The 13,660-nt window shown below is 70.6% G+C and carries 16 protein-coding genes; 8 read left to right on the top strand and 8 right to left on the bottom strand.

Features of this window, described 5'->3' with window-relative positions:
• Nucleotides 1-236 precede the first annotated feature (236 nt).
• Nucleotides 237-1,034, top strand: a complete 798-nt coding sequence (locus ACZ7OI_RS37295) for a hypothetical protein (protein ID WP_470268807.1) — start codon at nt 237-239, stop codon at nt 1,032-1,034.
• A gap of 14 nt (nt 1,035-1,048) precedes the next feature.
• Nucleotides 1,049-1,306 (top strand): hypothetical protein, encoded by a 258-nt coding sequence (locus ACZ7OI_RS37300; RefSeq protein WP_470268808.1) that lies wholly within the window; start codon nt 1,049-1,051, stop codon nt 1,304-1,306.
• A gap of 113 nt (nt 1,307-1,419) precedes the next feature.
• Here ACZ7OI_RS37300 and ACZ7OI_RS37305 read toward each other — a convergent pair whose 3' ends face one another.
• Nucleotides 1,420-1,626, bottom strand: a complete 207-nt coding sequence (locus tag ACZ7OI_RS37305) for a hypothetical protein (RefSeq protein WP_470268809.1) — start codon at nt 1,624-1,626, stop codon at nt 1,420-1,422.
• A 31-nt stretch (nt 1,627-1,657) separates the two neighbouring features.
• Complete coding sequence (locus tag ACZ7OI_RS37310; protein WP_470268810.1) at nt 1,658-1,975, bottom strand: hypothetical protein; 318 nt, start codon at nt 1,973-1,975, stop codon at nt 1,658-1,660.
• A gap of 256 nt (nt 1,976-2,231) precedes the next feature.
• On the opposite strand from ACZ7OI_RS37310, the gene ACZ7OI_RS37315 reads away from it, so the two are divergent.
• Both ACZ7OI_RS37315 and ACZ7OI_RS37320 read left to right on the top strand, forming a co-directional pair.
• Nucleotides 2,232-2,741 carry a hypothetical protein gene (locus tag ACZ7OI_RS37315; RefSeq protein ID WP_470268811.1) on the top strand — a complete coding sequence of 170 codons (510 nt, stop codon included), beginning with the start codon at nt 2,232-2,234 and terminating at the stop codon, nt 2,739-2,741.
• Nucleotides 2,742-2,911: 170 nt separating this feature from the next.
• A complete protein-coding gene (locus tag ACZ7OI_RS37320) occupies nt 2,912-3,421 on the top strand; it encodes a hypothetical protein (protein WP_470268812.1) in 510 nt (169 codons plus the stop codon).
• Nucleotides 3,422-3,558: 137 nt separating this feature from the next.
• Here ACZ7OI_RS37320 and ACZ7OI_RS37325 read toward each other — a convergent pair whose 3' ends face one another.
• Nucleotides 3,559-4,410, bottom strand: a complete 852-nt coding sequence (locus tag ACZ7OI_RS37325) for an SAM-dependent methyltransferase (RefSeq protein WP_470268813.1) — start codon at nt 4,408-4,410, stop codon at nt 3,559-3,561.
• A gap of 242 nt (nt 4,411-4,652) precedes the next feature.
• Nucleotides 4,653-5,009, bottom strand: coding sequence for a hypothetical protein (locus tag ACZ7OI_RS37330; RefSeq protein WP_470268814.1), 357 nt, complete (start codon nt 5,007-5,009; stop codon nt 4,653-4,655).
• A gap of 165 nt (nt 5,010-5,174) precedes the next feature.
• Here ACZ7OI_RS37330 and ACZ7OI_RS37335 point away from each other — a divergent pair, with 165 nt between their 5' ends.
• On the top strand, nt 5,175-5,480 hold the full coding sequence (locus ACZ7OI_RS37335) for a hypothetical protein (RefSeq protein ID WP_470268815.1): 306 nt from the start codon (nt 5,175-5,177) through the stop codon (nt 5,478-5,480).
• A gap of 100 nt (nt 5,481-5,580) precedes the next feature.
• Here the strand turns inward: ACZ7OI_RS37335 and ACZ7OI_RS37340 are convergent, their stop codons facing one another.
• Complete coding sequence (locus ACZ7OI_RS37340; protein WP_470268816.1) at nt 5,581-7,056, bottom strand: GGDEF domain-containing protein; 1,476 nt, start codon at nt 7,054-7,056, stop codon at nt 5,581-5,583.
• Between the two features lie 963 nt (nt 7,057-8,019).
• Between ACZ7OI_RS37340 and ACZ7OI_RS37345 the strand changes: the two genes are divergently transcribed.
• Complete coding sequence (locus ACZ7OI_RS37345; RefSeq protein WP_470268817.1) at nt 8,020-8,700, top strand: helix-turn-helix domain-containing protein; 681 nt, start codon at nt 8,020-8,022, stop codon at nt 8,698-8,700.
• Nucleotides 8,701-8,772: 72 nt separating this feature from the next.
• Nucleotides 8,773-10,419: a hypothetical protein gene (locus ACZ7OI_RS37350; protein WP_470268818.1), complete on the top strand. Its 1,647-nt coding sequence runs from the start codon at nt 8,773-8,775 to the stop codon at nt 10,417-10,419.
• A gap of 190 nt (nt 10,420-10,609) precedes the next feature.
• Here the strand turns inward: ACZ7OI_RS37350 and ACZ7OI_RS37355 are convergent, their stop codons facing one another.
• Nucleotides 10,610-10,828: a hypothetical protein gene (locus ACZ7OI_RS37355; protein WP_470268819.1), complete on the bottom strand. Its 219-nt coding sequence runs from the start codon at nt 10,826-10,828 to the stop codon at nt 10,610-10,612.
• Nucleotides 10,829-10,981: 153 nt separating this feature from the next.
• Between ACZ7OI_RS37355 and ACZ7OI_RS37360 the strand changes: the two genes are divergently transcribed.
• Nucleotides 10,982-11,800: a hypothetical protein gene (locus tag ACZ7OI_RS37360; protein WP_470268820.1), complete on the top strand. Its 819-nt coding sequence runs from the start codon at nt 10,982-10,984 to the stop codon at nt 11,798-11,800.
• A 336-nt stretch (nt 11,801-12,136) separates the two neighbouring features.
• Here ACZ7OI_RS37360 and ACZ7OI_RS37365 read toward each other — a convergent pair whose 3' ends face one another.
• Together ACZ7OI_RS37365 and ACZ7OI_RS37370 are read right to left on the bottom strand one after the other, a co-directional pair.
• A complete protein-coding gene (locus tag ACZ7OI_RS37365; RefSeq protein ID WP_470268821.1) occupies nt 12,137-12,688 on the bottom strand; it encodes a hypothetical protein in 552 nt (183 codons plus the stop codon).
• A gap of 166 nt (nt 12,689-12,854) precedes the next feature.
• A complete protein-coding gene (locus ACZ7OI_RS37370; protein ID WP_470268822.1) occupies nt 12,855-13,463 on the bottom strand; it encodes a hypothetical protein in 609 nt (202 codons plus the stop codon).
• Nucleotides 13,464-13,660: the final 197 nt, after the last annotated feature.

Genomic DNA, 13,660 nt, shown 5'->3' on the forward strand with positions numbered 1-13,660 from the left:
CAGGCAACTACTCCGAGTTACCACTTCCTCCATTTCTGGAGGTAATCAACATCTACCCGGTCGCAGAGCGTCACACCAGCGGCCCGGCTAACTATAGTTAATCTATCACCCGTTCAGCCTAGCCGCTACGTGCTTCCTGTGACTTTGAGTGACTTTCTTGGTATGCAGGAGTCTGATCGCGGCGGCGAGGCCGCCGTGACGACGGGGCGCGACCGCGGAGGCCGAGGGGGATGTGCATGTCCGCACGGGCGTACGGGCGCCAGCTGCTGTTCCTGTCCGAGGCCGCCGACCTGCTCCCCCGCGAGGAACGTGCCCGGGTGGCGCCGCTGCTCGTCCCGGCGCGCCGTCCGGAGGTGGCGGGCCTGCGGTTCCGGCGACGCGACCTCGAGGGCTGCGCCAGCGACGGCGGCGCAGAGACCGGCGTGGCCGGCCGCCTGCTCGGCTACTACTGCGGACTGGAGACCGGCCGGCTCGTCGTGCTCGGCGAACCGGGATCCGGGAAGACGGGCGCTGCTCTCGATCTTGCGTCCACGCTTCTCGGCTCCCTGGACCGTCAGCGACGACCGCGCCGGATTCCCCTGACGCTGGACCTGAGAGGCTTCGACCCGCTGCGCAAAAGCCTCTGGCGCAAGGAAAACAGCGACACGCTGACCGGGCCGCTCGGGCTGTCGCACCGCTTCGACGACTGGCTGACGGCACAGGTCGCCGCGCGGCTGCCCCGGCGCAGGGATCGGCGCCCGGTCGCGCGGCTGCTGGTGTCGCTGCGGCGCGTGCTGCCGGTGCTGGACGGAATCGACGACATGGACGATCCGGGCGGCCCGCCGTTGAGGGCGCTCGCGACGCTGCACGCGCTGACCCCCGATGCGCGCAGCCGGCCGTTCGTCCTGGCCTGCCGCACTCGCACCTTCGACCAGGCGAACAGGCACAGCCTCGGGACCTATGGCTACCAGGTCCTGCAACAGGTCACCGCGATCACCCTCGCACCGCCCGCGCACGCGCCCGAACGTTCCCAGCACGCAGGGCGGATGCCGTGAACGGAGGAGGAAACATGCAGAAGTCCCCGACGGTGATCAGCCTGGCCGCGCTCGTCATCGCGGTGGCGGCGCTGATCGTCCCGCCCGGCACCCACATCGACGAGCATGTCGTTGCGGCGCTGGAGGAGTTGGGACAGCAGCCCTGGATCTGGACGGCGATCTGGGCTGCCGTCGGGATTCTTGTCCTGCTGGGGCTCGCGATGGCCGTCCTGGCCGTCCTGGCCCGGTCTGCGCCGCGAACCGTTCCGCGCCAGCGAGGATCGCGAAAGTGACCGTGGCGAAAGGACATCGCGGCGCGTCGGACCACGACGGCGCCCGGCCTCCAGGCGACGGTCGAGGCCGGACCGACGATGTCGTTCCCGGCGACGATGCGGCCGGTGCGTGGTCAGCGGGGCGGGATCTCGTCCGGGCCGACCTCGACCCGGACGGTTTTCGCCCGCGCGAAGACCCCGCCGGGAATGCTGAACTCGACCACGGCGGACGACGCGAGTCCGGCGGGCTTGACGACGGTCCCGCCGGTTCCGGCGGGCACGTGCGGTCGCGTGATGCCGCCGATGTCGCGGGCGGCGGTCACTTCGTCGCCCGCGTTCATGCCGGTCGCCGTGCGCTCGCGGCACGCATGATCAGCACGTCGCCGAGTCGGGCGTCGGGGGCTGGGATCGCGGCGCGCACCGCTCGTGCCGCGACGCCGGAGGACGATCGCGGTCAGCCTCGTCGGCGAACTCGGCGAGCAGGCGCCGGGCTTCGGACTTGGTCGCTTCGTCGTAGTCGCTGCTCAGCATCGCGGTCAGAATGGGGACGGCGGAGTCGCGGAACTGGGGATCTCGTCGCCAGACTTCGGCCAGCGAAACCAGGCCCAAATGAGTCGTTCGACGCCTTCCCAGCAGATCGACGGCCGCGGTGTAGGCCGCGGTCAATTCCAGGGAATGCGTGTCCGCCATGCGGCCGATCGTACCTGCCCGGGGCACTCCCGGTCCCGGCCTCGCCACGCTGGCTTTCCCTGTGCGGGGCCTGTTCCTGTCGCACGAGGGCGCGCGTTCCACAGGCCCGAATTGCAGCCGGAATCGCGTGGCAATCCCTCGTTCGTCTCGCCGCAGCGCCCCCGCGTACGCCCGTTTCCGCACCCTGGTACCAGGGTGACCCGCGCTCGCCGTCCGAGCGAGCCGCTTCGCTGTCCGACTCAGAAGGAGTCCGCGCATGCAGCTAGAACTTCCCGCCGATCTGATGAGGCTGATCCGTGTTTATGCGGGCCTTGCCGGAGAGACACCGGAGGAATGGGCGGCCGAACTCGTCCGCCGCCACGTCGACACCGAACCGCTGCCCCGGGGCCCGCTGCTCATCGAAAGCCCGGCGCGGCCCGCGGCCGAGGTCGAGGCCGCGCACGACAGCGAACCCGGTTCTCCTGCGGCCGACGAAACCGAACACGCCGCGCAGGACGAACCGGAGACCCCGGACGACGCCGCGCTAGTCCTCGACGTCGCTGCCGGATCCACGCTGCTCAACGGGAAAAGCCACGTGAGGGCGACGGATCTGCTCGGCCTCATGGGAAAGCGCCACGGCTGGCCGCGCGGACCGAAGGGCCACCGCCGGCTTTCCGATGCGCTCAGCCAGGTCGGCGTGCGCAAGGTGTCCGCGACCATCGACGGCAAGCAGGTGAAGGCGTACCAGACCGCAGCGTTGAAGGAAGCCGTCGACAAACAAGACTGACGCCGCCGGGTGCGCGGCTTCACGTCCTGCTGCAGGTGTCCCGCGCGGCCGCGCGACACCCGAGCGGCGTGGCGGATGCCGGCTTGCGGGAGCAGGGACGCCTTGCGCGGCGAACGGTGAGCATTCTGTTCGCTGCGCAAGGAGACTTCGAAAGGCAGGCGCCACGGGCGATGAGCGGCAGCGGATGGTTTCCGAGGGTCGGCGACCTGGTCGAATATTCGACCGAGGGCGGGCACGACGCAGTGGGCACGGTGGACGCGGTCGCCCCCGCCGCGTCGGGCCGCCCTCGAGCGCAGATCCGGGAAACCGGGCAGTGGCACGAGTCGAGCAGCCTCGCTCCCGCCCCCGATCCCCGCACGTCGGTCGACGACGCCACCCGGGCGCGACTGGCCGACTGGCTGCGCATGAACGTCCGCTACGAGGGCAGCGTCTTCTCGGCGCTGCGCGAGACCCACCCGCGCGATCTGCGGGCGATGATGGAATGGGACGCGGTCGTGGAGGACGCCGACGGCAACGCCCGCGTCCGCCCGGCGTTCTACGCGGGGCTGCTGCACGCGGCGGACCTCATCGAGATCAGCGCTCGCGGGCCCCGGATCATGGCCGAAGCCGACCCGCCCGACAGCGGCGTGCTCTACGGGTGCGGCCATCCGATCAGCGGCTACCCCCTGCCCCGGGACTGAACCAGTCGCACGGGTCGGCGTTTCGTGTCGGATCCGCGGTCGGCGTGCGCACTCGGCATCGCCGATCGACGACAGGGCGAAGGGAAACCGGTCCGGACTTGGCACGGTCCGCGACCGGGCCGGTCGGCGTTGTGCTGTCAGGGTTTCTTCGCCACGCCTGCCGCGAGGATCCGTTGCGCGGGCGAGAGTTTTCCCGGGGGGCCGTCCGGCCACCATCGGGCTGCCTGCACGACCTCGGGGGGCTGGCCCGGCCCCGGCGGGATCAGTTCGGTGTCGTGGAACAGTTCCTTGATCTCGGGGAGGGTCCGTGCCGTGACGTTCTTCATGCTGCTGCTGTCGACGGCGTCGAGCACGTTCTTCACCGTCTGGTCGTCGTCGCTGCCGTCGTGGGGGTCGATCAGGTGGGAGATGGCGACGTACGACCCGGGCGGGAGCGCGTCGATGAGCGGCTGCGTGACCGCGGCCGCGATCGCGCGGTCGGCGGGGTCGTCGCAGTAGTGGTGGTGCAGGACCGCCATGTACAGCAAGGCGATCGGCTCGTTCCAGTTGAGGTGGTCTTGCACCGTGGGGTTCTGCAGGATGCTCTGCGGGTCGAAGGCATCGGCCAGGACGAATTCGGTGTCGTCGTTCTCGGCGAGGATGGCGCGCCCGTGGGCGGCCACCACCGGGTCGTAGTCGACGTAGAGCACCCTCGCGGTGGGATCCGCGCGCTGCACGATCTGGTGCACGTTCTCCGCGGTCGGCAGGCCGGATCCGATGTCGAGGAACTGCCGGACGCCGGTCTGGCTGAGGAACCGGCAGACGCGGGTGAGCAGGTTCCGGTTCACCCACGCGAGTTCCTTCGCGTCCGGCAGTTCCCGCAGGATCTTGTTGACAGCTTCCAGGTCTTTCTCGTACCAGCAGTTCCCGCCGAGGAAGTAGTCGTAGACCCGCGCGATGCTCGCCTTGTTCGGGTCGACCCCAGGCGGCGCGTATTTTGCGTCGGCCACGACGCGTACCTCCCCGCGTGCTGACACTGTGATCCCAGCCGCACTGAGAGTAGCGGTCCGGCAGTCTCGACGCGAAGCGCCCTGCCAATAAGCGACCGCTATTCGCGACCGAGCCAGACCTGAGAACGTTGCTCGCGGACCTCGGCGACGCCCGACCTGTGGACGGAAACCGGCGGAATCTCCGACCGGGCGCGAAGCCGAAGGCGCGATTGCCGGGAAGGCAAGCTCTCTGCGTCCGGTTGCTAGGACGCAATCGGGTCGAGGTAATCGGTCAGCACGACGTACCCGTGGTAAGCGGGGTCGTCGGTCGTGTCGACGACGACCTGGCAGCCGTGTCCGATGGACGCGAGGAAGCTGCGCAGGAGCATCACCGCGGGCCAGTTGTCGCCCGTCCAGTACGCCTGCTCCCAGTGGTATTCGACCGTGTCGGCCCCGACGGGCTCGAACTGTCCGGCGTGGTCGTGCCATCCCGCGCCGGACCAGGCTGTGTGCACGGTCCACAGTTGCCGGAAGTCGGATTCGTCCATCGTGATCGTGATTGACGGCATCGGCGTCTCAAGACTCTCTTCCATGACGACGGGGTGACCCGGGTTCGCCATGCTCGCACACCACCGGCCCGGCCCCCGCGCATGCCGAGTCGCGGAGCGCGCGGTGCCCCGCGCCGTCGGTTCAGGCGTGGATCGCTGGCTGTTCGGCGGCCGACCGGTCGCTCCGCGTGGTGGAATGGAGCGTCGGGATCGTGAGGAAGAGGGGGCGGTCGGCCGGTGGAACCCAATCCTGTGCGGCGAGCCGGGTGGCGCGAGGCCCTTCGGCGGACGCTGCGCGACGTCCGGTACCTGGCGCCCGCCGCCGTCGCCTACTGGGCCGTCACCGGTGCCACCGCGGGTTCGGCGATGTGGGCCGCGGGCTGGTTCGTCCTCGCCGCGGCCGCCTGTTTCGGGCTCAACCGGCAGTACGCGCATCGGCGGAGGGCCGCGCAGGCCGCGACGGTGCGGCGGCGCCCTCGGCTGCGCGCGAGGACTGTCGCGGGAACGCCGCCGCGCGGCCGCGGCCAGTTGGGCGGTTCCTGACAAGCAGTGCCGGAAAGCACCGCGCTGCGCGACAGACGACCGGGCCCCGAGACCGGTGCGGTCTCGGGGCCCGGTTCGCGTCACCTGTCGGGTCGGTGCGTCACTGCGGGACGGGCGTCCGCTCTGCGGGCTGGTTGCCTGCTGCGCGAGCCTGGTCCTGCGGTGCGGGCGGGCAGGGCAGCTGGTCGCCGGCGTCGGGGACGAGCATGGCCAGCGCGACGACCTGGTTGCGTCCGTTGCGTTTGGCGACCTCGAGGGCTTGGTCGGCGTACCTTTCCAGCGCGGTGATGGTGGCGCCCTGCTCCGGAGATGCGGCGATCCCGATGGAGATCGTGCACGGCGGAAGGGGGTCGTGCCCGAGCCGGAGCGTGTTGCCGCCGGCGGGGTTGACGACTTCGGTTTCGAGGTCCTGGACCGAGCGGCGGATGCGCTCGGCGACGTCGAGGGCGGTGGTCCAGTCGGTTCCGGGGAGCACTACCGCCATTTCCTCTCCGCCGGTCCTGGCCAGGATGTCGCCGGTGCGGGTGTCGCGCCGCAGCACGTCCGCGACGGCCGCGAGGACTTTGTCGCCGCCGGGATGGCCGATGACGCTGTTCCATCGCTTGAAGCGGTCGATGTCGATCTCCAGCATGGCGGTGGGCTGCCCGTTGGCGTGGTCGATCTCCACCGCGGCGCCCGCGAGCGCGTCGAAGCCGCGCCGGTTGAGCAGCCCGGTCCTGGCATCGGTGATGGCAGCCGTCTTGTGACGCTCGCTTTCGGTTTCCAGCGCCGCGATGCGGCCGACGTTGCGGGTGTCGAACACGGCGATCGCCAGCATCCCGAGCAGCGCGGGCGGCGGCAGCACGACGGCCACGAGCGCGACGGCCATCCCGAGCAGCAGGGTGTGCAGGATCAGCTTGTTGTCGTCCCGGCTGCCGATCGTGTCGGCCAGGCTCCATTTGCCCCAGCGGATGCCCCGGTAGATCCCGATCGGCACCGCCTCGGCGAGGAAGTACACGACGACCGCGCCGGACATCACCGCCAGTGCCCGCAGCCCGGCTCCGGTGTCGAAGACGACGGGCGTCTGGCCGAGCCAGGTCGCGGCGTCGAGCAGGTCCCGCACGGAGCCGGCGGCGGCGACCGCGAGCACGACCGTGGCGGTGGTGCTCGTCCACAGCCCGAGAGGCTTGCGGGCGGTGAAGAACCGGCGGCTGCGCACGATCAGGACGAGCGCGATCGCCATGGTAGTCGGCAGCACCAGCGCTGCCGCCGCGGACCAGATTCCGTTCTGGTCCACGTATTCGACGAGTGCGCGCTCCTGGCGGACGGCGCGCCGGCGCTCCTCCGAGGGGCGGGTGAGCGCCATGTGGGCGAGCGCGAGAGCGGTGAGCAGCGCGAACAGCACCCAGTGGTGCAGCCGGGGCGTGTCGGACCGGAACCACGCCCACGCCACGGCGCCCAGTCCGGCGAGATCGATCAGCAGGACCGAGGCGACGGTCGCCCCGCTCAGCGACCGCAGCGCGTCTTTTGACCGGTATTTGTCATAGACCCGAGCTTCCTTCGGCTTCCGGGCTCGTGACACCCTTACTACCGCCATCACAATCCCCCCTGATGTGCGACAGGCGCAGCCACCCACGACCTGCCGCTCTCACCTCGCGCTTCGGGGCCGACGAGCAGCGGAGGTGCGCTTTGTGCTGCTTCGCGACCTCCGCGAGCCGATGCCAGGCCGCCTTCTGCCGCGAACGCGCCTGCCTGGCTCCGATTCGTCCTCTCCGCGCTCGTCGCGCCTCCGTCGCGGGATCCCACCCGAGAGGAGGCCCTGATATGCGCCGCGACCGCGACATGTGAACGAGCAAATACAGCCTGCAACTGTCACTCCCCTTGACAACAGGTCCATTCGAGTCGGTTTTTCCGGCCCCTCGTTAACTCAGAGGAGGCAGAGCAATGCGCGACCGCGACATGTGACCCCCTTTCCGCCATGCGAGCACCCGGGGCGGATCGGGGTGGTGACCGCCTCCGGGGAATGACCGGCACCGCAGAGACCGCTGCGGCCGTGCCTGCGGCCGCGACCGTCTGCCGGTGCCGGACGAGATGTGGCGTCCGGCGATCAGCGCGCCGGCGCTGGGGGCTTTGCTTCCGGCCCGCGACGTTCTCCGTCGCGGGCCGGACCCGGCCGCGAACAGGAAGCCCGACGGGCGCGCGAGCGCGGCCCGGCTCCGCCGGTCCTGCACGCAGAGTTCGCGCAGCGCGCCGCCGCGTGCGCGCGGAGCAGAGCGCGCGAAAATGCTGCCGAAGTCGGCAGCACGATGTATCCCCCTCACGATGGTCCCCCCGGGCCAGCGCAATTAACGATAGTTAGCCGTGCTCGCCACTGTAGGGCAGGGCGAGGACGGGCAACCCGTCCCGCAGGCAGACCACCCGTATGGACTAACCGTGTAACGTAGGGTAACGATACTGGGGAAGATCGGCGGACTTCGAGTACCGTTGATGTTCCTTGTGGCACCCACCTACCGGTTTCGGCGCGACCGACGCCGGTAGCCACACCAAAGGGGATGAAGGCATGCTCAAAACTGGGGAGATGTCGCCGCCGACCGGCAGAACGCTCGCACGCTACCGCGCCGATCCGGCAACGACCGAGAAGATCAACAAACTGTTCCGCGTCATCCGGCCCGGCGGCGGGTTCACCGAGTACACCGACAACCAGGTGGCCGCCGCGATCGGGGTCCCGCCCGCCTGCATCGCCGACCTGCGGAACGGAGAGCCCGTCGAACTCCCGGTCTGGATCGCCCGGGCCCTCGAGAAGTTCTTCGGCGCCAAGACCGGGTATCTCGATCCCGACGCGTACCCGGGGCTCGTCGACGATGTCGACGGCCACCTGTCGATGGTCGCGAAGCTCAACAGGCTGTTCCACACCGTCCGGCCGGACGGCGGGGACATCGAGTACACCAACAAGCAGATCGCCGACAAGGTCGGGATCTCCGACACCTACATGGGCTACCTGAGGCGCGGAAAGCGTCGCTTTCCCTCGATCCAGATCATCCGGCGGATCGAGGAGGCCTTCGACGCCGAACACGGCTACCTCGACCCGGACGCGGCCCCGGCGACCGCAGCGAACGTCGAACGTCAGCTGACCATCATGGAGTGGCTTCGCAAGCAGGGAAAGTTGGAGGGCGTCCTGAAAGAGATCCAGGCCCAGGTGCTCCGGCTGGAAACGCGCTACGCCGACGACGGCCCGCACTAGGTCTGAGCACCTTCTCGTGCCGCTGTCGCGGTCGCCCCGGGCGACCGCGACAGCGCCGCATACGGTGGTCGGATGGCGATCATCGACCGGGTCTGTCCCCGGTGCGCGGCAGCGGCCAACGGCGAATGCACCGGCCGCGACGGCAGGCGCCGCCGGGCGCATCTGGTCCGGGCGGTGGCCGCGGCCGTCGTCGCGCTCGTCGCCGCTGCGGGCCGCTGGCTTCCCGCAGCGGAACGGGACGGCGTGGCCCTCGCTCTGCTCGGCACTGCTTCCGACGCCGACACCGGCTTCGGCGACGACGAGGAGGACCAGGACGACGAGGAGGAGCAGGAGCCGCCGTGGCTGCTCGTGTGGACCCGGCTGCTTCTCGTGCACGACCTGCTTTCCCGCTCCGCAGCCTTGTTGCGCGACCCCGGTCTGCGCCTGGACCTGTCCGCCCCGGCCGCCGAGGCTTCGCACCTGGCGGGGGCGATCGACGACATTCATTCCATGACCTGCACGGCCCGTCGCGACGGCATCGCAGTGCGCCCCTGGGAGTCCCCAGAAGGGCTCCGCCGCGCGATCGATCTTCACCGGGCGGCGATCGTGGACGCCGAACTCGCCGCCGCCGACCCTCCGACGGACGCCGGAAGTCCTGTGTGGACAGTGGAGTACCGCGACCACGGAGGGTTCCTGGCTCATGCCGGACCCGGCGTCGGCCCGGCGGGCCCGGCCCGGATGTGGGGGTACGCCCCGACGCCGCGTTCGGCGGCCGCGGCCGTGCGACGCTACTTCCAGCCGCGGCCGCCGGCGGTCGTGTTCGATCCCGCGGTCCCGGAAACCACGGCGTGGGCGCGGTTCGACCGTCTCCGCTCGGACATTTCCCTCGAAGGCCCGTCGATCCGCGAGGTCCTGCCGGAGCGGGGGGCGTGCTATGCCGAGCACATCGACGCCTGCGTTGCCGCGCAACGGATTCTGCGCTCGGTCGACATCCGGCGTTTCCTCGCCGAGCAGGCCGCTCGCCTGAACGCGACCGAGCCGCAGGTGAGCGACGAACACGCCCTCGGCATTGTCGGCAGGCCCGCGAACAACGACCACGGCGGCTTCCTCAACGCCGTCGAATGGGTCCCGGCGCGGCTCGTGATCTCGACAGTCCACCGCAGATGGGGCGCGTTCCGGGGCCACCGGCCCCGCGTCCCGCTGGAGATCGCCCGCGGCCTCTCCGACGCCGATGACCTGGACGCCTTCACCGAGGAACTCTTCGGCGACCGGATGAACCTGATCCGCGTTCCCGCCTGGGCCGGACCGGTCTACCGGGTCGGGGCGAACGGCAACCACCGCGTGCACGCCGCCAGGTTTCTCGCTTTGCCGAACATTCTGAGCACCGTGAGCTACAGCGCAGAGGCACCGGCCTGGGACGTGGCGGCCATGCTCCGGGACGAGCCCTCCCTCGCCCGTCGCCCCGCGAAGAACCGGATCGACGCGCGGGCGGAGCTCGTCGCCGGGTTGATCCGCCGCGGCGTGATCGACGGGGAGCTGGTCACCCCGGCGCCGGGCCGGTGGCCGCAGCTGCGGTGCCGACGGCTGCCCGCGCCGTGGCTGCTGCGCGCCGCGGGCGTGGCCGCCGAGGCCAACCGCGCTTACGAGCGCTGCTACCCCGGCGCGCTGGAGAAGATCGGGATCCCGGCGGAGGCCTGCGCGGACGCGGAGTCCTGGACCCGCTGGCTCGCCTTCCGGTAGAAGGGCTCCTGCTCCAGCCAGCTGTCTCCGGATCGAGTGGCCGGCGGGGTGTTTCCCGGTGCGCACCCCGCCTCATCGCCGCGACCCTCAACAATAGTGTATGGCTTGCACAGTTGCATGCTCGCCCGCGGCGGTCCGCCGAGGTCCGTGCCCGCGGCCGGGTTCTTCGTCTCGCGGTGCTGTGGCGAAGTCACCGCTCCGACGTCGGCGGCGAAGGCCACCAGACCGGCGGGCGGCCTTCGCCGGAGGGCCCCCGCCGTTGTTCCGGCCGGCCGCGGGTGACGATCAGGAGGTGTTCCGGGCCGCCTTCGCGGTAGACCTGCATGAGGAACCGCAGGCGCAGGGCGTACGCCGCCAATCCGGCGAGGGCGGCGATCGTGGCGAGGGCGATCATTGCGGGCAGAGGCATTGCGCGTCCTTCCTGTGGCGTGGCGCCCCGGCGGGGGCCCGTTGCCACAAGGTTCCGGCGCGGCCCGTCCCCGGTGATGCGAATGGGTGCGGAACGGACTGATTCTGGCCACAATGGTCCGATCTGAGCCGACGGGCAGACAGGGGACGGGCTGTGCCGAAGCTGGCGAAACCGCGTCTCGGCGAGGGCCAGGCGTCGTTGAAGAAGCTCAACGACGCGTTGCACGAGCTGCACTCCCGAGCGCATGTTCCGAGCGCCATGGATATCGCCAGGGCAGTGACGGCCGCCGACCCGGCACGGCCGCTGGGCAAGCAGACGGTGCTGAGGACCTTCAGCAGCCCGACCGTCCCCGTGCAGGCCAATGTGCTGCGCATCGTCGCGTTCCTGGCCGAACGGGCGAACGCAGTGCCGACCGGACGCGCGCACGGCGTGGATGTCGACGAGACGCTGGACCGCTTCGACGCGCTCCTGCAAGTCGCCGAAGCGGAAAAGGCCTCGGCCGCCGAGCGGGCGCGCGAGGACCCGGCTCCGCCCGAGCTTCCGGCGAGCGGTCCGCAGCAGGAGCTCGCGGCCGTGCTGGTGGAGGCGCTCGTGCGCGAATACGGGGCCGAAGGACTGGAAGAGTGGATCGCTCCCGACTCCCCGGACGTAGCGACCGAGCTGTCGGAACTGGTCGTAGACGCGATGGCCGACGCCGGCGACGTCGCCGGCCTGCGGGCGAGAACCCAGGACGCCGACGCCTACGCGGGCCAGCGCCTTGCCGAGCAGTATGCCGAGCACGGCGACCAGGAGGCGCTGCAGGAACTGGCAGGAGACGACTTCTCGGTTGCCCAGCCCTACGCGAAATACCAGCTTCAGTACTGGCTGTGGGGCGAGCATCCGCACTGGGGCCCGGAGCCGTCCGAACCCCTCGACGAACGAGTCCGTCGGCGGCAAGAACGCGAATGCGGAGCCGACGACGGGCACGGATGAGGCTCGGGGCGATCTGGAGGTCGCCACGTCGTCGCGACGATGGCGCCCGCGCCGGGATCCGCTCCTCCGTCGGTGCCTCGACCGAGCTGTTTCCTGTGCATTCCGTGCACGGTTGATGGTGTCCGGTCGTCGCGGCGGGGGGAAGCGCGCCGGACGGCGCAGGCCTGGCGGCCCGACGCCAAGCTCGGCCCGGTGGCGCACGAATTGGTGCGCGGACCGCCCGAGCCTGTTGATCTCGGGCATGCATCCCGGAAGCGTTGGGCAACTGGATGTTGGTGAGGTCGTTGTCCGGGTTGCCTGTACTCGTGTTCGGTGAGCGCGAAGGGCAGCATTCGATCAGGGGCCGTCAGCCGGTCGCCCCGTTGGTTCTCCGCCCGATTGCCGGATGGCTTCCCGTCGCGCCCGCGCCAAGTACCGGTCGGCGACGTCGGCGTAAGAGGTCCCCCATTCATTGAGGGGCACGTGGAAATCCCCGAAGCCCAGGCCGACCTGCTCCCGCGCCGCCCCGTGCAGGGCGGCCCGGCGCACCCAGTCGTAGGTGACGCCAGGCTGCTGCCACTCGTGACCGGCCGGGCATTGCAGCCAGGCGCGATGCTCGGCGGTGCCGACCGCGGCGACCGTCAGTCCGGCGTCAAGGGCGCACTCCGGACAGGCCACGGCCGCGGTGCTGCCCGGCATCACCAGCTTCCCGCCGAGCCGCACCGTCCACCGCGGTGACGGCTCGCCGGAACCGCGCAGCTTCTGCTCGTCGTCGTGCGCTGCGGCTTCGCGTTTGGCTGCCTCCCAGGCGTACATGAAGTCCAGGTCGGGAATCCGGTCTTCCGCGGCCGCCCTGGAGCTCTCCGCCTGGAATACCGCCAACACGGTCTCGACTTCGTCCAGCCTCATCTCGGCCACTCCCCGCGATCACTCTTCGTCCGTGCGCGTCATTCAAGCAGGTGAGCGCGGTGCGGGCAGGGCCGCGTTTCCCGTCCGCGGGACCTGCTCCCACGCAGTCCGACGGCGTGCGGCTTCCCGCCGCCACGGCGAGCTGACGTTGCCGGCCACCCGAGGTTCATCCGGAGGTTCGGGTGCGGATGGCGCGGACGCGTTCGGCGGCGTACCAGAGTGCGTGCGCGCAGGGAGTCTGGTCGGCGAGTTCGCGACGGAGCCCTGCGACGAGGGTTCGGTGTACGGGGTCGGCGGGGTCGGTGCGGGCGAGTTCCTCGAGCAACTGTCGCGCGGCCGACGCAGTGGCCCCGTCCCGGCCATGGCAGGAAACCAGGTGCCGCACCAGTTCCCACAGATCGCGGTCGACGTGTTCGCGGACGATGAACTCCGGCAGGTCCCTCGTCCGGCAGCGCTTGCCACGGATCGGCGGCAGCGTCGCGGCTGCGACGGTGAGGACCGCCGACCCCGCCGCGATCTTCCAGCTGCCGAACGCGAAGAACACGAGGAGGCCGACCACGCCCGCGAAGCCCGCGAACGCCGTCGCCGGATGCAGCCGGGCGAGCCGTTCGCGGCGAAGGTCTGCGGCGGCTTGCTCGTGCCGGGGCCCGAGCGCCGCCTGCTGCACATCCGGCAGGGTGACCACCAGCGCCCACGGATCCCGGCGGACCAGCCGCACCCAGTGGTTCGCGAACCGGCGGGCGTTGTCCCACGGCTGCATCGTTGTGTTTTTCACGACGGCAATCCCCTCCGCCGGTTGTGCCTGTCGGACGGCGGCCGCCTCGTCCCGGCCTTCGGCGAGCCGTTCTGCCAGGCGGGATTGTGGAGGCGGCCGCGTCGGGCGCGTGGCCTTCGGCGGATCCGCGCGCAACCGCCCGCCGGTGACGCGAGCGTCGACAGCGATGTGATTCCGTTGAAGCGTCGGCGTTCTTG

It is taken from the genome of Amycolatopsis sp. NPDC114503 (genome assembly GCF_055633655.1).

Excerpts from the sequence above, each read along its gene's own strand:
- ACZ7OI_RS37295 (WP_470268807.1), top strand. The coding sequence starts at position 237 with ATGTCCGCACGGGCGTACGGGCGCCAGCTGCTGTTCCTGTCCGAGGCC.
- ACZ7OI_RS37300 (WP_470268808.1), top strand. The coding sequence starts at position 1,049 with ATGCAGAAGTCCCCGACGGTGATCAGCCTGGCCGCGCTCGTCATCGCG.
- ACZ7OI_RS37305 (WP_470268809.1), bottom strand. The coding sequence starts at position 1,626 with ATGAACGCGGGCGACGAAGTGACCGCCGCCCGCGACATCGGCGGCATC.
- ACZ7OI_RS37310 (WP_470268810.1), bottom strand. The coding sequence starts at position 1,975 with ATGGCGGACACGCATTCCCTGGAATTGACCGCGGCCTACACCGCGGCC.
- ACZ7OI_RS37315 (WP_470268811.1), top strand. The coding sequence starts at position 2,232 with ATGCAGCTAGAACTTCCCGCCGATCTGATGAGGCTGATCCGTGTTTAT.
- ACZ7OI_RS37320 (WP_470268812.1), top strand. The coding sequence starts at position 2,912 with ATGAGCGGCAGCGGATGGTTTCCGAGGGTCGGCGACCTGGTCGAATAT.
- ACZ7OI_RS37330 (WP_470268814.1), bottom strand. The coding sequence starts at position 5,009 with ATGGCGAACCCGGGTCACCCCGTCGTCATGGAAGAGAGTCTTGAGACG.
- ACZ7OI_RS37340 (WP_470268816.1), bottom strand. The coding sequence starts at position 7,056 with ATGGCGGTAGTAAGGGTGTCACGAGCCCGGAAGCCGAAGGAAGCTCGG.
- ACZ7OI_RS37345 (WP_470268817.1), top strand. The coding sequence starts at position 8,020 with ATGCTCAAAACTGGGGAGATGTCGCCGCCGACCGGCAGAACGCTCGCA.
- ACZ7OI_RS37350 (WP_470268818.1), top strand. The coding sequence starts at position 8,773 with ATGGCGATCATCGACCGGGTCTGTCCCCGGTGCGCGGCAGCGGCCAAC.
- ACZ7OI_RS37355 (WP_470268819.1), bottom strand. The coding sequence starts at position 10,828 with ATGCCTCTGCCCGCAATGATCGCCCTCGCCACGATCGCCGCCCTCGCC.
- ACZ7OI_RS37365 (WP_470268821.1), bottom strand. The coding sequence starts at position 12,688 with ATGAGGCTGGACGAAGTCGAGACCGTGTTGGCGGTATTCCAGGCGGAG.